This is a genomic window from Humibacter sp. (genome assembly GCF_051954055.1).
Classification (GTDB): domain Bacteria; phylum Actinomycetota; class Actinomycetes; order Actinomycetales; family Microbacteriaceae; genus Humibacter.
Window position 1 is genome coordinate 1 of the sequence record NZ_JBQCIE010000096.1, and the last position, 15,195, is coordinate 15,195.

The 15,195-nt window shown below is 65.7% G+C and carries 17 protein-coding genes; 11 read left to right on the plus strand and 6 right to left on the minus strand.

Annotation, left to right across the window (positions count from 1 at the left end; translation table 11 throughout):
- The first annotated feature begins 114 nt into the window (after positions 1-114).
- The 4 genes from ACTHNC_RS11445 to narI are packed head-to-tail and all read left to right on the plus strand — an operon-like array spanning position 115 to position 6,946.
- Complete coding sequence (locus tag ACTHNC_RS11445) at positions 115-3,831, plus strand: nitrate reductase subunit alpha (protein ID WP_440294730.1); 3,717 nt, start codon at positions 115-117, stop codon at positions 3,829-3,831.
- Positions 3,831-5,537 carry a nitrate reductase subunit beta gene (gene narH / locus ACTHNC_RS11450; RefSeq protein ID WP_440294731.1) on the plus strand — a complete coding sequence of 569 codons (1,707 nt, stop codon included), beginning with the start codon at positions 3,831-3,833 and terminating at the stop codon, positions 5,535-5,537. The genes ACTHNC_RS11445 and narH overlap by 1 nt, the downstream gene beginning before the upstream one ends.
- Positions 5,534-6,169 carry a nitrate reductase molybdenum cofactor assembly chaperone gene (narJ, locus tag ACTHNC_RS11455; RefSeq protein WP_440294732.1) on the plus strand — a complete coding sequence of 212 codons (636 nt, stop codon included), beginning with the start codon at positions 5,534-5,536 and terminating at the stop codon, positions 6,167-6,169. The genes narH and narJ overlap by 4 nt, the downstream gene beginning before the upstream one ends.
- Positions 6,170-6,175: 6 nt before the next feature.
- Positions 6,176-6,946 carry a respiratory nitrate reductase subunit gamma gene (gene narI / locus ACTHNC_RS11460; protein WP_440294733.1) on the plus strand — a complete coding sequence of 257 codons (771 nt, stop codon included), beginning with the start codon at positions 6,176-6,178 and terminating at the stop codon, positions 6,944-6,946.
- Between the two features lie 6 nt (positions 6,947-6,952).
- On the opposite strand, the gene ACTHNC_RS11465 is transcribed toward narI, so the two are convergent.
- From ACTHNC_RS11465 to fdxA, 5 genes are all read right to left on the minus strand, one after another.
- Positions 6,953-8,050, minus strand: a complete 1,098-nt coding sequence (locus ACTHNC_RS11465) for a tellurite resistance/C4-dicarboxylate transporter family protein (protein ID WP_440294734.1) — start codon at positions 8,048-8,050, stop codon at positions 6,953-6,955.
- Between the two features lie 68 nt (positions 8,051-8,118).
- Complete coding sequence (locus ACTHNC_RS11470; RefSeq protein ID WP_440294735.1) at positions 8,119-8,532, minus strand: pyridoxamine 5'-phosphate oxidase family protein; 414 nt, start codon at positions 8,530-8,532, stop codon at positions 8,119-8,121.
- 14 nt (positions 8,533-8,546) lie between these two features.
- Positions 8,547-9,053 (minus strand): flavodoxin family protein, encoded by a 507-nt coding sequence (locus ACTHNC_RS11475; protein WP_440294736.1) that lies wholly within the window; start codon positions 9,051-9,053, stop codon positions 8,547-8,549.
- A gap of 140 nt (positions 9,054-9,193) precedes the next feature.
- Positions 9,194-9,682 (minus strand): hemerythrin domain-containing protein, encoded by a 489-nt coding sequence (locus ACTHNC_RS11480; RefSeq protein ID WP_440294737.1) that lies wholly within the window; start codon positions 9,680-9,682, stop codon positions 9,194-9,196.
- A complete protein-coding gene (gene fdxA, locus ACTHNC_RS11485; RefSeq protein WP_440294738.1) occupies positions 9,679-10,062 on the minus strand; it encodes a ferredoxin in 384 nt (127 codons plus the stop codon). Before fdxA ends, ACTHNC_RS11480 begins: the two co-directional genes overlap by 4 nt.
- Positions 10,063-10,133: 71 nt before the next feature.
- On the opposite strand from fdxA, the gene ACTHNC_RS11490 reads away from it, so the two are divergent.
- The 3 genes from ACTHNC_RS11490 to ACTHNC_RS11500 are packed head-to-tail and all read left to right on the plus strand — an operon-like array spanning position 10,134 to position 11,966.
- Positions 10,134-10,460 carry a non-heme iron oxygenase ferredoxin subunit gene (locus ACTHNC_RS11490; protein WP_440294739.1) on the plus strand — a complete coding sequence of 109 codons (327 nt, stop codon included), beginning with the start codon at positions 10,134-10,136 and terminating at the stop codon, positions 10,458-10,460.
- Positions 10,457-10,786: a metal-sulfur cluster assembly factor gene (locus tag ACTHNC_RS11495; RefSeq protein WP_440294740.1), complete on the plus strand. Its 330-nt coding sequence runs from the start codon at positions 10,457-10,459 to the stop codon at positions 10,784-10,786. Before ACTHNC_RS11490 ends, ACTHNC_RS11495 begins: the two co-directional genes overlap by 4 nt.
- A gap of 10 nt (positions 10,787-10,796) precedes the next feature.
- On the plus strand, positions 10,797-11,966 hold the full coding sequence (locus tag ACTHNC_RS11500; protein WP_440294741.1) for an Mrp/NBP35 family ATP-binding protein: 1,170 nt from the start codon (positions 10,797-10,799) through the stop codon (positions 11,964-11,966).
- On the opposite strand, the gene gap is transcribed toward ACTHNC_RS11500, so the two are convergent.
- Positions 11,951-12,958: a type I glyceraldehyde-3-phosphate dehydrogenase gene (gene gap, locus ACTHNC_RS11505; RefSeq protein WP_440294742.1), complete on the minus strand. Its 1,008-nt coding sequence runs from the start codon at positions 12,956-12,958 to the stop codon at positions 11,951-11,953. The genes ACTHNC_RS11500 and gap overlap by 16 nt on opposite strands.
- 137 nt (positions 12,959-13,095) lie before the next feature.
- Here gap and ACTHNC_RS11510 point away from each other — a divergent pair, with 137 nt between their 5' ends.
- From ACTHNC_RS11510 to ACTHNC_RS11525, 4 genes are all read left to right on the plus strand, one after another.
- A complete protein-coding gene (locus tag ACTHNC_RS11510) occupies positions 13,096-13,854 on the plus strand; it encodes a succinate dehydrogenase iron-sulfur subunit (protein ID WP_440294743.1) in 759 nt (252 codons plus the stop codon).
- A gap of 34 nt (positions 13,855-13,888) precedes the next feature.
- The gene (locus ACTHNC_RS11515; protein WP_440294744.1) at positions 13,889-14,239 is read left to right on the plus strand and encodes a carboxymuconolactone decarboxylase family protein; all 351 of its coding nucleotides are present in this window, start codon (positions 13,889-13,891) and stop codon (positions 14,237-14,239) included.
- Positions 14,223-14,669: a carboxymuconolactone decarboxylase family protein gene (locus tag ACTHNC_RS11520; RefSeq protein ID WP_440294745.1), complete on the plus strand. Its 447-nt coding sequence runs from the start codon at positions 14,223-14,225 to the stop codon at positions 14,667-14,669. The genes ACTHNC_RS11515 and ACTHNC_RS11520 overlap by 17 nt, the downstream gene beginning before the upstream one ends.
- 152 nt (positions 14,670-14,821) lie before the next feature.
- Positions 14,822-15,195: aconitase family protein (locus tag ACTHNC_RS11525; protein WP_440294746.1), on the plus strand; the 374-nt coding region annotated here is incomplete at its 3' end.

The following is a 15,195-nucleotide window of genomic DNA, read 5'->3' on the forward strand; positions in this document are numbered from 1 at the left end:
GCTACACGTTTTTCCTGTGGCGGAAGCCGATTCGTGTGGCGCATGCCAACGCACCACGGCCCATACCGGTGCGGGACACTGGCATAGCGCTCCGGTCGGTTCTAGGGTGGCGGCATGAATGCTGCGCCAGTGCGGGCGGGGCTGGACGGGCCGGCGTCCGATGCGATGCTGAAGCTCGGCGAGTTCTTCACTCGATGGGATGAGACGGATGACCGTCGGGCCGTGTTCCGTGAGGGCGGCCGCAAGGGGGACGTCTTCTACCGCGACCGGTGGAGTCACGACAAGGTGGTCCGCTCCACGCACGGGGTGAACTGCACCGGCTCGTGCTCGTGGAAGATCTACGTCAAAGACGGCATCATCACGTGGGAGTCGCAGCAGACCGACTATCCGTCCGTCGGGCCGGACAGCCCGGAGTACGAGCCGCGCGGATGCCCGCGTGGCGCCGCGTTCTCCTGGTACACGTACTCGCCGACCCGCGTGCGGTTCCCCTACGGGCGCGGCGTGCTGCTGGAGATGTACCGCGAGGCGAAGACACGGCTGGGCGACCCGGTGCTGGCCTGGGCGGATGTCGTGGGCGACCCGGAGCGCCGGCGTCGGTACCAGCGGGCACGCGGGTCGGGCGGGCTCGTGCGCATCACGTGGCAGGAGGCGATCGAGATCGCCGCCGCCGCGCACGTGCACACGATCAAGACGTATGGGCCGGACCGAGTGGCCGGCTTCTCGCCCATCCCGGCGATGTCGATCGTCTCGCATGCAGTAGGCACCCGTTTCATCCACCTTCTCGGCGGTGTGATGACCTCGTTCTACGACTGGTACGCCGACCTGCCGGTCGCCAGCCCTCAGGTCTTCGGCGACCAGACCGACGTGCCGGAGTCGGGCGACTGGTGGGACTCGACTTACCTCATGATGTGGGGCTCGAACGTGCCGGTCACCCGCACTCCCGATGCGCACTTCATGACCGAGGTGCGTTACAAGGGCACCAAGGTGGTCTCGGTCAGCCCTGACTACGCCGACAACACGAAGTTCGCCGATGAGTGGCTGCCGGCACAGGCCGGCACCGACGCGGCGCTCGCGATGGCGATGGGGCACGTCATCCTGAAGGAGTTCTTCGTCGACCGGCGCGTGCCGTTCTTCGCGGACTACGTGCGCCAGTACACCGATCTCCCGTTCCTCGTGCGGCTCGAGCAGCGGCCGGACGACGGCCTGGTTCCCGGCAAATTCCTCACCGCAGCCGACCTGCCTGAGGAAGCAGGCGCCGAAGACGCCGCGTTCCGGACGGTGCTGTTCGACCACGAGACCAACCGGCCGGTCGTCCCGAACGGGTCCATGGGCTTCCGCTACAACGACAGCGGCATCGGCAAATGGAACCTCGACCTCGCCGGCATCCATCCAGCGCTCTCGATGGCTGACACCGCTGATCACACCACGGCCGAGGTTCTGCTGCCGTGCTTTGACGATCCGGAGGGCAGGGGTCGCGTGCTGCGGCGCGGGGTCCCGGTTCGCACCATCCGCGGCGAGCTCGTCACGACGGTGTTCGACCTCATGCTGGCGCAGTACGGCGTCGGTCGACCGGGTCTGCCGGGCGACTGGGCGACCGGGTACGACGATGTCGAAACCGCGTACACGCCGGCGTGGCAGGAGGAGATCACGAGCGTTCCGGCCGAGGCGTGCATCCGTGTCGCCCGCGAGTTCGCGCAGAACGCCGAACGGTCCGGCGGGCGCTCGATGATCATCATGGGCTCCGGCATCTGCCAGTGGTTCCACGGTGATGCGACGTATCGTGCGGTACTCGCGATGCTCATGCTGACCGGTTGCATGGGTCGTAACGGTGGCGGCTGGGCGCACTACGTCGGGCAGGAGAAGATCCGTCCGCTGACCGGCTGGAACGGGCTCGCGAACGCGCTCGACTGGACGCGTCCGCCCCGCACGACTCCCGGCACTGCGTATTGGTACATGCACACGGACCAGTGGCGGCAAGACTCCTACTCGGCCGACGCCCTCACCTCGCCGCTGTCCTCCGGCAGCCTCGACGGCATGCACACGGCCGACGCGATGGCGCAGGCCGTGCGCCTCGGTTGGATGCCGTTCTACCCGCAGTTCGACCGGAACCCGCTCGAGGTCGCCGACGAGGCGGAGCGGGCGGTCGCGGAGGGCAAGGCGACGGATGTCGCATCCTATGTCGCCGAGGAGCTCCAGAGCGGCCGGCTCGGCTCGGCCATCGAAGACGTCGACGCGCCGGAGAACTGGCCGCGCACCCTCATCCTCTGGCGTTCCAACCTGTTCGGGTCCTCCGCCAAGGGTAACGAGTACTTCCTGCGCAACCTGCTGGGCACCCACAACAACGTCATGGCCGATGACCCGTCCGGCGGCATCCGCCCGACCGACGTGAAATGGCACGAGGATGCTCCGGAAGGCAAGCTCGACCTGCTCGTCACCGCAGACTTCCGCATGACCTCGAGCACGCTGCTGTCGGACATCGTCTTTCCCGCCGCCACCTGGTACGAGAAGCACGACCTCTCCTCGACCGACATGCATCCCTTCGTGCACGCGTTCACGCCGGCGATCGATCCGCCGTGGCAGACGAAGTCCGACTTCGAGATGTTCCACCAGCTCGCGGCCGAGATCTCACGGCAGGCGAAGACACACCTCGGTGTGCGGCGGGACCTCGTCACCGGAGCGATGCAGCACGACACGCGCGGCCAGGTCTCGCAGCCCGGTGGGGTCGTGCGTGACTGGCGAGACGACGGCATCACGGGTGTACCCGGGCAGAACATGCCGCTCGTGAACGTCGTCGAGCGCGACTACACCGCGATCGCGGACAAGCTGGCGACCATCGGCCCTCTCGCCGACACGCTCGGTTTCACCGTGAAGAACGTGACGTACGACGTGAAGCGCGATGTCGAACGCCTCGCGCGCATGAACGGGGTCATGCCCAGTGGCGCCGGCGCAGGACGCCCCGCCATCGACACGGACCAGAAGCTCGCCGAGGCGATCCTCAGCTTCTCCGGAACCACCAACGGACGCCTGGCCGCGCAGGGGTTCCGTGAGCTGGAGAAGAGGACGGGCCGGCAGCTGGCGGATCTCGCCGAGGGCTCCGAGGAGAAACGCATCACCTTCAAGGAGACCCAAGAGGGTCCGAAGCCCGTCATCACGTCGCCGGAGTGGTCCGGATCGGAGACCGGCGGCCGTCGCTATTCGCCGTTCACCGTCAACGTCGAGCGGCTGAAGCCGTGGCACACGCTCACCGGGCGCATGCACTTCTTCCTCGACCACGACTGGATGCGGGATGTCGGTGAGTCCTTGCCGATCTATCGGCCGCCGCTCAACATGCAGCGGCTTTTCGGCGAACCCGAGTTCGGCCCAGACGGGTCGCGCGAGATCGTGGTGCGCTACCTGACGCCGCACTCGAAGTGGTCCATCCACTCGGAGTACCAGGACAACCTGCTGATGCTCTCGCTCTCCCGCGGGGGTCCCACAGTGTGGATGAGCCCGGGCGACGCCGGCTCGATCGGGGTCGCCGACAACGACTGGGTCGAGTGCGTGAACAACAACGGTGTGTTCGTCGGGCGCGCCATCGTCAGTCATCGCATGCCCGACGGGGTCGCGTACGTCTATCACGCTCAGGAGCGCACCATCGACGTTCCGAAGTCGGAGGCGACCGGCCGTCGTGGCGGCATCCACAACTCGATCACGAGGCTACTGGTGAAGCCGACGCAGATGATCGGCGCGTACGGCCAGCTCGCGTACGCGTTCAATTACCTCGGCCCCACCGGCAATCAACGGGACAACGTCACGAGAATCCGGCGCCGTTCACAGGAGGTGCAGTACTGATGCGCGTGATGGCTCAGATGAGCATGGTGATGAACCTCGACAAGTGCATCGGATGCCACACCTGTTCGGTCACCTGCAAACAGGCGTGGACGAACCGCGCAGGCACGGAATACGTGTGGTTCAACAACGTGGAGACACGTCCCGGCCAGGGTTACCCGCGCCGCTACGAGGACCAGGAACGGTGGCGCGGAGGCTGGCAGCTGAATCAGCGCGGGCGACTGAAGCTGAAGGCGGGCGGTCGCGTGAAGAATCTGCTCGGCATCTTCGCGAGCCCGGTGCAGCCGGAGCTGGCCGATTACTACGAGCCCTGGACCTACGACTACAACAACCTCTTCGCCGCGCCTCTCGGAGACGACTTCCCCGTCGCTCGGCCGAAGTCGCTGATCACGGGGGAGGACACGAAGGTCACGTGGTCGGCGAACTGGGACGACGACCTCGGCGGCACCGTCGAGCGCGGGCACCTCGACCCCATCGTGGAGAAGGTGCGCAAGGAGTCGGAGGACCGGATCAAGTTCGAGTTCGAGCAGACCTTCATGTTCTACCTGCCCCGCATCTGCGAGCACTGCCTGAACCCGTCGTGCATGGCATCCTGCCCCTCCGGCGCCATCTACAAGCGGGTGGAAGACGGGATCGTTCTCGTCGACCAGGACCGCTGCAGGGGCTGGCGCAAGTGCATCACCGGATGCCCGTACAAGAAGATGTACTTCAACCACAAGACCGGCAAGGCCGAGAAGTGCACGTTCTGCTATCCCCGCATCGAGGTCGGGCTGCCGACCGTCTGCTCGGAGACCTGCGTCGGTCGGCTGCGGTACCTCGGCCTCTTCCTGTACGACGCCGACCGCGTCACCGAGGCGGCATCCGCCCGCGACGAGAAGGACCTCTACGAGTCGCAGCTCGATGTGCTGCTCGACCCGAACGACCCGGCCGTGATCGCGGCGGCGCGCGAGCAGGACATCCCCGAGGAGTGGATCGACGCGGCCCAGCGCTCGCCGGTGTACGCGCTCGCCAAGGTGTACAAGGTGGCACTCCCGCTGCATCCGGAGTACCGCACCATGCCGATGGTCTGGTACGTGCCACCGTTGTCACCCGTCGTCGACCTGCTCAAGGAGCAGGGTCACGATGCCGAGGACCACGGCAACCTCTTCGGCGCCATCGACGAGCTCCGCATCCCCGTCGAGTACCTGGCCGAACTGTTCACCGCAGGCGACACCACCCGGATCGCGAACGTGCTCAAGAAGCTCGCGGCCATGCGCTCCTACATGCGCGACATCAGCATGGGCGACGCGCCGAACCCCGACATCCCGGCGGCCGTCGGCATGGACGAGGAGTCCATGTACGCCATGTACCGGCTGATGGCCATCGCGAAGTACAGCGAGCGGTACGTCATCCCGACCGCGCACGTCGAGCAAGCACACGACCTCGAGGAGATGGGATGCTCGCTGGACTTCGACGGCGGCCCCGGCATGCAGGACTCGCCGTTCGGCGAGGCCAGCGGCACTCCGACGCCGGTCGCGGTCGAGACCTTCCAGGCGCTGCAGCAACGCCAGACCACGGACACGATGGCCGGCGGCGGCAGCCTGCGCGGACGCGTCAATCTGCTGAATTGGGACGGCAACGGGGTCCCGGCGGGAATGTTTCCGAACCGCCCGCGTACGGAGCCGCAGGAGGCGCCGCCGTCTCCTGCCGATGAGGACGGCGTACGGTGAAACGGGCACGCGACGACAAGCGCACGCGAGTCGTGTATCTCGCATCCTCGTGGGCTCTGTCCTATCCCTCCGAGAAGCTGGTCGGGCGCATCCCGCTGATGCGAGCCGCGCTCGCCGAGTTCCCGGATGCCGGTTCACCGTTCGAGCCCGTGCTGGCGGCACTGGAGGACACGCCACTGGCCGACCTGCAAGCGCAGTATGTACAGGAGTTCGACCTCAGCAGGCGGCACGCGCTGCATCTCTCGTACTGGACCGACGGCGACACCCGCCGTCGTGGTGACGTTCTCGCCGACTTCAAGCAGACGTATCGCCAGCACGACGTGCTCGTCGATACGCACGGCGAACTGCCCGACTACCTGCCGATGGTGCTCGAGTTCGCCGCCACGGTGGATCTCGACGCCGGGCGCGAGCTCCTGATCCGGTTCCGGCCGAGCCTCGAACTCCTTCGCCTGGCGCTCGTGGATGCCGGGCTTCCGCATTCAGGCGCGGTCGCCGCGGTCTGCGCCACTCTCCCCGGAGAGTCGCCCGCTGATCGCAATGCTGTCATGAAGCTTGCCGGGTACGGACCGCCGACCGAGTCGGTCGGGCTCGAACCCTACGATCCACGACTACTACCGCTGAGAGGGGTGTGATGGAAGGTGCTCGCGGTCAACGTGCTGCTGTGGGGCGTGCTGCCCTACGTGATGATGGTGATCCTCGTCGGCGGGCTCATCTGGCGATACCGCTACGACCAGTTCGGCTGGACGACGAGATCGTCGCAGCTCTACGAGTCGAGAATCCTGCGGATCGCCTCTCCGGTGTTCCACTTCGGCATCCTCGCCGTCGTCGCTGGACACTTCTTCGGGCTGGTCATCCCGGAGTCGTGGACCCAGGCGTTCGGCATGAGCGAGGGCCTCTACCACTTCAACGCACTGCTGGTCGGCGGTATCGCCGGCGTGTGCACGCTGGGCGGCATCGCGCTGCTCATCTACCGGCGGCGAACGACCGGCCCGGTCTTCATGGCCACCACCAAGAACGACAAGATGATGTACGTCGTACTGGTCGCCGCACTCCTGGCCGGACTCTGGACCACACTGGCGAGCGCGGCGTTCGGTGGTGCCGACCAGAACTATCGGGAGACGGTGTCGCCGTGGTTCCGTTCGCTCTTCATCTTTCAGCCCGACATCGCCTCGATGGCTGCAGCCCCGTGGGACTACCATCTGCACACCCTGGTCGGCATGCTGCTGTTCGCGATCTGGCCGTTCACTCGGCTGGTGCACGCGTTCACGGCCCCGATCCACTACCTGTTCCGGCCGTACATCGTCTATCGCTCGCGCGACAAGACCGCACCCGCCTCGACCCGTTCCGCCAGCAGCAGAGCATGGGTGCCCGTCGGCACTCTGGACCGGGAGTCGCGACGGCGTCGTTGAGGCGCCTCAGCCCCGGGCATCCGGTGTGTGACCGCTCCTGAGCGACCCGACGAGCGCCAGCACCATCAGGACGACGACCAGACACCAGGCTCCGACGCCGATCCAGACCCAGACCGTGGCGAGCTGGACCATGAACTCGAAGTCGATGGCCCTGCCCAGAGTGAGCGATGCCACCGTGTACATGCCGAGCGGGAACACGACGCTCCAGATCTTGGGTTCGTAGCTCCACGGGTATCCGTGGACGAAGTATCGCCAGAGGCCGAAGAGCACCAGCATTGGAATGAACCAGCTGCCGAATGCCCAGAGCACGACCGAGAAGCCGATGATGAAGGGACGCATCTCGTCCAGCGGCGGCATCGGGAGGGTCGAGGTCACTGCCAGGATGCCTGCGGCGGCGCGCACGCTGATCGCGGTGGCTCCCATCAGAATCCAATACGCCGGACCCATCTCGGCCGGTGTCGTCTCGATCGTCAGCAACCGCAGGAAGATGATGATCACCAGCACCAGGTAGAGCACCGCGCCCACGCCCCAGAACAGCAGCCCCGTCACCTCGAGGACCTGCTGAGCCGACCGTTGCGGCACCGACGGTGCAAGAGCCGTGGCCAGCACCGCAACCGACTGTGTGCCGACCACCCAGACGAGCCAGATCCCGTTGATCTCGCGCAGCCGTGGCCGGTTCCCCGCCAGGACTATCGAGCAGAACAGTCCGTAGGTCAGAACGAGCCAGATCGCGAACGCAACAAGCCCCAGCAGAAGTGAGACGACCCAGACTCCGAGGGGCAGTAGAGCGACTCCGAGCACATTGGTGCCGGCAACGAGGGTGAAGTACGTGACTGCCGTGTTCGGGTTGACCAGAGACTGCGTGAAGCGTCGTGGAAAGCGGATCGCACGAGCAATGTAAGCAGTGCCGAGCACGATGAACGCGATGATCGTGCAGACCAGGAGTATGCGAGCGATGAGGATGAAACCGAGCAGTTCAGCGCCGACGGACACGATTCCCGTCGCCATCACGGCGGCGAAGTACCCGGGATCGAATGTCGCCAGCCACGCTCCCACGCGCCCGTTCGGCAGCGGTTCGAGGGTCTCGCTGTCGGGATTCGCCATCGTTGCCGCCTCCTGGCCGCCAGGATACTCGACACCAGGGCCGCGACGCCTGCGCCGCGGCCAGGCGACTACGACGACTCTCGCCGACGGAAACGTCGTCCCGTGATCTGAAGCGGACTGATGCGCACGTAGCTGAACTTGTCGGTGGGATGCCAGCCCTTGTGTTGAAGGATGCCGGAACTCTCGATGTCCGCGTCGAATGCCATCCGCTCCGCGCGGCCGTGGATGACGACGCTCCAGAGATCGTCGCCGACCTCGCCGTCGACTTCGAATGCGACGCTCGGGTCCTGAGCGATCTCCATGAGTTTCGAACCGGGGCCGCTTGCGAAAACGATGGAACGGTCTTGAACGAGGAAGTTCACGGGGTAGATCTCCACCCGTTCGGCTGCGATCGCGAGTCGGCCGAGGCTCTGGCCCTCGAGCAGATCCCAGCACTCGTCCGGCGTGAGTGTGTGTACCGCCTGTTCGGCTGCTTTTGGCATGCGACGACCCTTCATCATTCCCGTGCTGCCTGTCTGGCGAGTTCGGCTCCCCATGCGCGAGCTCGTTCGATCTCGCCGGGGCGCAGAGGCCCCTCGTATGAGTCGACGACGAAGCTGTTGGGCTCCGTCACGGCGAATCCGAGATGTCTGGCGGCACGCGTGGCCACCTTGGCGGCGCTTCCGGTCAACGGGAACACGTCCATACGAGTGTCGAAGGCAGCGAATGTCTGCGGATGATCACCCTCGTTGAGTCCGCTCAACCAGTCTCTGATTCCGCGGTCGGCCCCGTCACTGCGGCCCTGACGGCGACCCACTTCTTCCCGCGTCGACGCACGGGACATCGAGAAGACGTGGGTCGGGCCGCCTACGACAAGGAGATCGATGCCGTCGGGAACCGCAGGCTTCGCATCCGTGACGTTATCGAGTTCGACCGTTCCGTGTTCGCTCAACCCCTCGGCGATCGCCTGGGCGATCCGGCCCGTGTTGCCGAAGCTGGTCTCATAGATGACGAGCGCTTTCATCTCGCCCCTTCCCGATGTGACATCCCTGTTGACAACCTCTGCCTGCCGGGTCCCGGAGGCCAGGGTCATTGGTCCCATCAGGATTCGTCCCAGGAAGCGATCGCTCGGCAATGAATTGCTCGGATGCCGTCATCCCAGCGTTACGTGTGAGCACCCGAGCACACCCACCCATCGGGGAGCTCGCCATCGGTGAGGAAGATCCGGAGCTCGGCACTCGCGTCGGCGTCGAGCACCTCGTCCGCCTTCGTGTAGATGATCGGCTCCTCCTTGGAGTTGTGCTTGTCGAGCAGGGAGAGCAGCTCGACGGCGGACCGCCCTGCGGCATCCTCGTCCTGGGCGTCGCCGAGCAACGCGTCGATGCCGTCCATCGCGCGCCACAGCTCACCGTGCTCGCGCAGCATGACGAAGACGGGCATCGTCATGCCGGCATCCTTCAACGGCGGAAAGAGGAACGCCTCCTCCAGGTAGATGTGCCTGCGCAGACCTCCCATCGCACGCAGCAGCGACTCCGTGTCGGGCGCGCCCTGCCGAAGCGTGTCGAGAAAGCGCTCGATCCCGCCATCGATCTCGCGATGCTCGGCCTCCAGAGCCGCGCCCAGAGTGATCCGCGGCACGCCTCCCGCGCTCACGCCCGGAACCCCGCTCGATTGTCGCGGGTGTCGTCGCGTTCGGCCAGTGGCGGGTAGCCGGTGACGAGCGGCGTGTCCACGCCGAACGGACCCAGCTTCGCGGCGCCTCCCGGCGATCCGATGGGCGCGAGGATGCCCGGCAGCGGCTCGGCGAAGAACCGGGCGTTGTCGTCGACGAACACGCTCCATCGGTCCGGAACGTCGTCCTCGTACGCGATCGCCTCCACCGGGCACACCGGCTCGCAGGCACCGCAGTCGACACACTCGTCCGGGTGGATGTACAGCGTTCTGCCGCCCTCGTAGATGCAGTCGACGGGGCACTCGTCAACGCATGCGCGGTCCATCACGTCGATGCACGCCGCGCCGATCACATAGGTCATGGCGACCTCCCGGTTCGAAGCTTCGGATAATTAACAGGATTATTCTCCGTTTTATTATCTACCATGGAACCATGTCAGCCAAGGTGTGCCGAGAGGCAGAGTTGAGTTCAGGGCTCCCGTTCAAGGCAATGGTCGACGGGATCCCCGTCATCATCGTCAAAGACGCCGACGGCCGGCTGCACGCCCTCGGGGACACGTGCTCGCACGCCGAGATCTCGCTGTCCGAGGGCTTCGTCGAAGGCGGGCACATCGAATGTTGGGCGCACGGCGCCACGTTCGATCTGGCCACGGGGCGTCCCCTTTCGCTTCCCGCGACCGACCCTGTACCCGTCTTCGGCGTCGATGTCGTCGACGGCGATGTGCTGGTCACCGTCGACGATGCCGAGGGGCAGCGATGATCAGCGAGCTCGAGGAAGACGTGCGTGAACAGATCGAAGAGTCGCTCAAAGACGTCATCGATCCGGAACTGGGTGTGAATGTGGTCGACCTTGGCCTGGTGTACGGGCTCGGCTGGGACGACGCCGACGACGCGCTGACGATCTACATGACGTTGACGACCGCGGAGTGTCCGCTGCAGGAGGATCTCGCCGAGCAGACCAGGTGGGCGCTGAACGGGGTCGTGGAACGCCACGCGATCTCCTGGGTATGGATGCCCGCTTGGACTCCCGAGCGCATCACGGAGGATGGCCGCGACATGATGCGCGCCCTCGGCTTCAGCATCTGAGGGCGCGAGGATGCCCAGTCCGTTCGCCTATCTCGAGCCGCGCATCCACGGTGCGCTGGGCAACGTGATCGATCCCGAATTGCACCGCCCGCTCACCCAGTTGGGCATGGTGGCAGGCATCGACGTCGACGCTCTCGCTCGAGTGACCGTCACGATCCAGCTGACCACACCGGGATGTCCGGCTTCGGCACGCATCACCGAAGACGTGCGATCCGCCGTGAGCAGAGTGCGCGGAGTGGCGGGCGTGCACGTCGAGGTGCAGCTGATGAGCCCAGCCGAGAGAGCCGCACTCGTGACGAGGCTGCGCGGCGAGGCCGCGACCCGTGGCGTGCCGTTCGGACCGGACTCCCGCACGCGCGTCTTCGCGATCGCCAGCGGAAAGGGCGGGGTCGGCAAGTCGACGGTGACGGCGAACCTCGCGGTCGAGTTGAGCCGGCTGGGCCTGATCGTCGGGGTCGTCGACGCCGACGTTTTCGGGTTCTCGGTGCCTGGCCTGCTCGGGATAGTCGACACCACCGGCGGGATTCGTCGCGCCGCTCGCCCCACCCGAGTGGATGGGATGATCCTGCCTCCCGAGGCCCACGGCGTTCGTGTCATCTCCATCGGCATGTTCCTCGAGGACAACGCGTCCGCCGTCGCCTGGCGAGGGCCGATGCTGCACCGCACCATCAAGCAGTTCCTCACGGACGTCCATTTCGGCGACATCGACGTGCTGCTCGTCGACCTGCCACCGGGCACCGGTGACATCGCGCTCTCCCTCGGTCAGCTGCTGCCCAGCGCCGACGTCATCGTCGTCACCACGCCCCAGCCGGCGGCCGCCGAGGTCGCCGAACGCGCGGGCGCACTCGCTCGGCAGGCGGGGCAGAGGGTTTTCGGCGTCATCGAGAACATGGCGCCCGCGACCCGGGACGACGGCTCCGTCGACGACCTGTTCGGTGCAGGCGGCGGCGATGCGGTCTGCGCGCGGTTGTCACAGGCATGCGGCGCAACCGTTCCCCTGCTCGGCTCGATCCCGCTCAGCCGTGCTCTCCGCGAGGGCGGTGACACGGGCGTCCCCGTGGTTCTCACCCATCCCGACGACCCCGCCGGCATCGAGTTCTCCGCATTGGCCGAACTCCTGGCCGGCGAGGTGAAGACGGCACAACGCACCACTGGGGAAGTGGTTCAAGCAGCATCCTGAAGACCGAGGAGGCTGCGAGCCTCGCGGACCATCTGATGGGTGAATCCCCACTCGTTGTCGTACCAGGCCATGACCTTGACGAGGGTGCCATCCACAACTCGTGTCATACTCAGGTCGACAACGGCCGCGTGGGGATCGCCAACAATGTCGGAGGAGACGAGTGCATCCCGAGAGACGTCGAGGATGCCGGCGTAGCGAGACGTTCGTGCTTCTTCGTCGAACGTCGCATTGACCTCATCGACGGTGACCGGCCGGTCGGTGACGACGACGATGTCCGCGAGAGACCCGACGGGAATCGGAGCACGGACCGCGACCCCGTCGAACCGTCCCGTCATCTCCGGCAGGGCACGGGTGGCGGCTATGGCGGCACCTGTGCTGGCGGGCACGAGGTTCACGGCGCCGGCGCGGCCACGCCGAAAGTCCTTGCTCGGCGAGTCGATCAGGTGCTGAGAAGCCGTGTACGCATGAACTGTCGTCATGATCGCCCGCTGTGCTCCCAGCCGCCGCGTGGCCACCTCCAGCACAGGCGTGATGCAGTTGGTCGTGCAACTGGCACAGGAGACGATCTGGGAACTGCCATCCGGCCGGCTCACGCCGTGGACGACGGTGGGCACCGAGTCTGCCTTCGTGGGCGCCGAGAGGATGACGAAGGACGCGCCTGCACGTACGTGTTTCATCAACCCGTCGACGTCTGTGAACTTCCCCGTGCATTCCAGAACCAGGTCGATGCCCAGCTCGTGCCAGGGAAGATCGGCCGGATCCCGCTTGGCGAGCACGCGGACCCGTTGAGCATCGATGACAAGGTCATCGCCTCGCACTAGAACGTCGTGCCGGTAGTGCCCGTAGACGCTGTCGTGCCGGAGGAGGTACGCGAGGTTCTCGATGGATGCGATGTCGTTCACCGCGACCACGCGAAGGTCCTCCTCGTCGAGGAGAATCTTAAGAGCGGCCCGACCGATCCTGCCCAGCCCATTAATGGCGACGTTCCGCATCCCAACCTCCGTCATTTCCGGCTCCGCATATGCGAGCACCTCTCGCCATGCTCCTCGGTTTCTCTGGCATGACCAGGGCCAATGGTCCCTCGACGACCCGATGCTCCGTGGTTAGCGTGGGAGACACGGAGGTACCTATGGACACGCCTGATTCGAACGAGGAGAAAGCGGCACCAGGAGCCGCGGCGTTCACCGCGACTCTGATCATCCGCCGGTTCGATCCGGAGACGGACGATGAACCGCACTGGCAAGACTTCGACGTCGAGCTGTATCCCACCGATCGTGTTCTCGATGCGCTGCATAAGATCAAATGGGAACAGGACGGCACCCTCAGTTTCCGGCGTTCCTGCGCGCACGGCGTCTGTGGGTCGGATGCCATGCGCATCAACGGCCGCAACCGGCTCGCCTGCAAGACGCTCATCAAAGACCTCGACGTCACCAAGCCGATCTACATCGAGGCGCTGAAGGCGTTACCGCTGGAGAAGGACCTGATCGTCGACATGGAGCCGTTCTTCGACAGCTACCGTGCGATCCAGCCGTTCCTCACCGCGAACAGCGTGCCGGAGAACGGCCGTGAACGCCTGCAGTCGCCCGAGCAAAGAGCACGCTACGACGACACCACGAAGTGCATCCTGTGCGCGGCGTGCACCTCCTCGTGCCCGGTGTTCTGGACCGACGGCCAGTACTTCGGCCCCGCCGCGATCGTCAACGCGCACCGGTTCATCTTCGATTCACGGGACGAGGGCGCAAAGGTGCATCTGGAGATCCTCAATGACAAAGAGGGCGTCTGGCGCTGTCGCACGATCTTCAACTGCACCGACTGCTGCCCACGCGGCATCCAGGTCACACAGGCGATCGCCGAGGTCAAACAGGCGATCATGCGCGGCACCCCGTAGCCGCTCACCGTTGGAATTCGAAAGGAGACGCCGTATGGCCGATTCGCTCTATCACCCCACAACTCCAGAGATCGCTCAGCATCGCAAAGACCTCGCTCCCAGCATCCATGACGCGTTCGAAGCGTTCAGTCGAGCGGTCTTCGCCGATGGCGCGCTGCCCGAGCAGACGAAGCAGCTGATCGCGGTCGCGGTTGCGCACACGACTCAATGCCCGTTCTGTATTCGGGGCCACACGCGCCTGGCACACCGCGCTGGCGCCACAGACGAACAGATCATGGAAGCCATCTGGGTTGCCGCGGAGATGAGGGCCGGAGGCGCCTACGCGCACTCCACCCTGGCGATCGACGTCCTTGAGAAGCAGGCAGACCGTGACCGAGCGTCTTGACATCCACGACATCGATCCGACGGCGCACCAGGCGGTCCTTGCGATGGAACGGTATGTGCGCGAGAGCGGCCTAGATCCGCAGCTGTACGAGCTTGTCAAAATCCGTGCCTCCCAGTTGAACGGATGTGCGTACTGCCTGGACATGCACACCCGCGACGCACGCAAGGCCGGCGAGGAACAGCGCCGCCTGGACGTGCTCTCCGCGTGGCGGGAGGCCCAGGAACTGTTCACGGATCGGGAGCGAGCCGCGTTCGCGTTCACCGAGGCCGTGACACGAATCGGTGACGATGGTGTGCCCGATGAGGTCTGGAACGCCGTGGCCGAAGAGTTCGATCAGCGCGGAATCGTGCACCTGCTGATGGCTGTCGCCACCATCAACGTCTGGAACCGGCTCGCGGTGGCGACACACCAGCAATTACCTGACGTCTGACAGGCGACCGCGTCCCGGCGACCGGCCATCGTGCCGCGCGAGCGCGACGTTGACACCCCACATGCCTGGCGAGAGCATGGGCACGTACCCGTTTAGCGGACCGTAGTCCTTTCAATTGGCTGCCGCCCGCCGTGACCGGTGAAGGGCTGATCATGCAGAACAGTTTCGGCGCGAGCGATTCCCTGATCGTCGACGACGCCAGCTACGAGATCTTCCGACTCGATGTGATTCCCGGTGCTGAACGGCTGCCATACAGCCTGAAAGTGCTGTTGGAGAACCTGCTGCGCAACGAGGATGGCGTGCTGGTCACGGCCGGGCAGGTGCAGGCCGTTGCGGAGTGGGATCCGGAAGCCGCACACGGGGCCGAGATCCAGTACACGCCCGCCAGGGTGCTGCTGCAGGACTTCACCGGCGTGCCCTGCGTCGTCGACCTGGTCGCGATGCGCGACGCCATGGTCGAACTCGGCGGAGACCCGCAGAAGATCAACCCGCTGATCCCCTCCGAGCTCGTCATCGACCACTCCGT

Bases quoted from the DNA above. Each gene is read 5' to 3' on its own strand.
- ACTHNC_RS11445 (WP_440294730.1), top strand. From the start codon at position 115: ATGAATGCTGCGCCAGTGCGGGCGGGGCTGGACGGGCCGGCGTCCGAT.
- narH (WP_440294731.1), top strand. From the start codon at position 3,831: ATGCGCGTGATGGCTCAGATGAGCATGGTGATGAACCTCGACAAGTGC.
- ACTHNC_RS11465 (WP_440294734.1), bottom strand. From the start codon at position 8,050: ATGGCGAATCCCGACAGCGAGACCCTCGAACCGCTGCCGAACGGGCGC.
- ACTHNC_RS11470 (WP_440294735.1), bottom strand. From the start codon at position 8,532: ATGCCAAAAGCAGCCGAACAGGCGGTACACACACTCACGCCGGACGAG.
- ACTHNC_RS11475 (WP_440294736.1), bottom strand. From the start codon at position 9,053: ATGAAAGCGCTCGTCATCTATGAGACCAGCTTCGGCAACACGGGCCGG.
- fdxA (WP_440294738.1), bottom strand. From the start codon at position 10,062: ATGACCTATGTGATCGGCGCGGCGTGCATCGACGTGATGGACCGCGCA.
- ACTHNC_RS11490 (WP_440294739.1), top strand. From the start codon at position 10,134: ATGTCAGCCAAGGTGTGCCGAGAGGCAGAGTTGAGTTCAGGGCTCCCG.
- ACTHNC_RS11495 (WP_440294740.1), top strand. From the start codon at position 10,457: ATGATCAGCGAGCTCGAGGAAGACGTGCGTGAACAGATCGAAGAGTCG.
- ACTHNC_RS11500 (WP_440294741.1), top strand. From the start codon at position 10,797: ATGCCCAGTCCGTTCGCCTATCTCGAGCCGCGCATCCACGGTGCGCTG.
- gap (WP_440294742.1), bottom strand. From the start codon at position 12,958: ATGCGGAACGTCGCCATTAATGGGCTGGGCAGGATCGGTCGGGCCGCT.
- ACTHNC_RS11510 (WP_440294743.1), top strand. From the start codon at position 13,096: ATGGACACGCCTGATTCGAACGAGGAGAAAGCGGCACCAGGAGCCGCG.
- ACTHNC_RS11515 (WP_440294744.1), top strand. From the start codon at position 13,889: ATGGCCGATTCGCTCTATCACCCCACAACTCCAGAGATCGCTCAGCAT.